We start from the raw sequence: 1986 nt of genomic DNA, 5'->3' as shown, positions 1-1986 counted from the left end.
GTCCGTTGCGGGGCTTTTCTGCGTTCACGGCCCGAATTTCGGAGCGCCGGATAATGCGGGTGAGCCGGCGCCGGCCCGTCGTTAAGATCCCGGGCATGAGCGATGACTACGTGATCAGGGACGTACGGGTCGACGAGTGGGAGAAGGCCAAGGAGCTGCGGTTGGTGGCGCTCCGGGATCCGGCCGCGGCCGTGGCCTTCCTGGAGACCGAGGAGGGGGCGCTCGCCCAGGACGACGAGTTCTGGCAGCAGCGTGCCGCGCGGGCTGCCGAGGGAAGGGGTGCCCGGCAGTTCATCGCCGAGGCCGGCGACGGGCGGTGGGTCGGGTCAGTCACCGTACTCATCGAAGCGCAGGGCAGCATCGACTACTTCGGCGAGGCCGTCGCGCAGCAGCAGGGCCACCTGGTCGGGGTGTTCGTACGGCCCGAGCAGCGAGGCAGCGGGCTCGTGGAGAGGCTGTTCGACGCCGCGCTGGAATGGGCCTGGTCGCTGGAGGAGCCGGCGACCGATCGGGTGCGGCTGTTCGTGCACGAGGACAACCCGAGGGCGGAGAGCTTCTACCGGCGCTACGGGTTCGAGGCCAGTGGTCTGCTGATACCGCTGGCGACGGGCGCCAAGGAGCGGGAGTACCTCTACGCGCGCCCGGGAGCGTGAGGAGGGAAGAGGACGCTCCGGTCGAGGAGCGGTTCCTGTCGGTCGAGTGCCATGCCGATGGGACGGCTCTGGCGGCCTTCGGCCAGGGGCTTCCGGCGTTGGCGGCGAACGAGGCTGCCGTGTTCCTCGGGTACAACTACGCGGACGTCCCGGTGGGAAGGCGGTACGCGTGCTGCTTCCGGCGTGACGACGCGCAGGTCGTCGAGCGGGTGACCACTACCGTCGTCGCAGTCACCCAGCAGTACGGACACGCCTGGGACCACATTCCCCACGGGTGGAAGACGCTGTGCGTGCTGCGGTTCGAGCCCGGAATCCCGGCGATGGTCCGGCACCTACCGTACGGGGGGCTCTGGTTCGACCATCGCGCGTCGGTGTGCGTCTCGGACACGGACACGTGGGGCATGCACGTCGCCGTAGGGCAGGCCCTCTAGGGGAGAAGGACTTCCGGCCAGCGGGAGCGGGCCTGTTCGCGGCTGCGGCACAGGGCGAGCAGGGGGAGCGTTCCGTCGGTCAGGAGTTCCTGGAGCTGGGGGATCGGGGCCACGGCGGCGACGTCGTCCAGCACCAGGGAAAGTGGTGGGTCGAGCCGACCGTGGGATGACCGTGCGGCCATGCGGCGGCCGTGCTCGACCACGTGAGAGGCGAGTGCGGTGAGCAAGGGCATCGCACCCGGGTGGGTACGGGGATCCTCCAGAGCTTCACCCACCAGATAGAGGGTGCCCCCTTCGGCGACGAATGATGCCAGGGCGAGGGCATCGGCCCGGTTCGGGTTGCAGGCCTCACGGATGTGGATCGAGGTCATGCAGGCCAGGGCACGGGCCGTCAGGCTCTGCGCGAGCTCGCGGCGTTCGGGGTGGGCGGTGAGGGCGCTCTCCAACTCCCCGGCCGCGCCGGGGGCGGCCTGGGGGTGGGTGCGCAGGACCCGGACCGGGTCCTGGGCGCTGTTGCCCTGCGCCCAGCGGTGGAGCAGCTTGAAGGGGCGGTCGTCCAGGGCGGCGGCCTGCAGCCAGCTGCGCAGGAGGGTTTCCGCGGTGTCGGCCACCGCCGCGTCCATGCGGGCCTGGGGGCGTACGGGGGCCAGCAGGGCGATCGCGCGGGCGGCGGCCGTGTCGCGGTCGGCGCAGCCCTCGGCCGGGTTCCAGTGCATGCGGGCCGGGGTGTCGCACAGGTGGGAGGGGTCGTAGAGGAGGACCGGGCCGAGTTTGGCGCGGGCGTCCTTGGTTTCGGCCCAGAGGGTGGGGGAGGAGGTCATGACGAGAGCCGCCCCCTCGATCTCGCCGATACGGTGGGCGGCTGCGCGGAGGCGGTCGTCGGGGCCGCCGTAGACGAGACC

Annotated in this window: 2 protein-coding genes and 1 pseudogene; 2 read left to right on the top strand and 1 reads right to left on the bottom strand. The window is 71.3% G+C overall.

The genetic code is table 11. The annotated features are described in order from the left end of the window. Positions 1–95 precede the first annotated feature (95 nt). Positions 96–653, top strand: coding sequence for a GNAT family N-acetyltransferase (locus ACWGIU_RS36710; RefSeq protein ID WP_453712407.1), 558 nt, complete (start codon positions 96–98; stop codon positions 651–653). Next, a complete protein-coding gene (locus ACWGIU_RS36705; RefSeq protein ID WP_453712406.1) occupies positions 650–1084 on the top strand; it encodes a hypothetical protein in 435 nt (144 codons plus the stop codon). The genes ACWGIU_RS36710 and ACWGIU_RS36705 overlap by 4 nt, the downstream gene beginning before the upstream one ends. Here the strand turns inward: ACWGIU_RS36705 and ACWGIU_RS36700 are convergent. Beyond that, positions 1081–1986 (bottom strand): annotated as a pseudogene (locus tag ACWGIU_RS36700) (type VI secretion protein); the annotation flags it as partial. The gene ACWGIU_RS36705 and the pseudogene ACWGIU_RS36700 overlap by 4 nt on opposite strands.

This window comes from Streptomyces sp. NPDC054840 (assembly GCF_053611065.1).
Note: the sequence above shows the minus strand (reverse complement) of the source record. Positions and strands in the feature narration are given on the sequence as shown.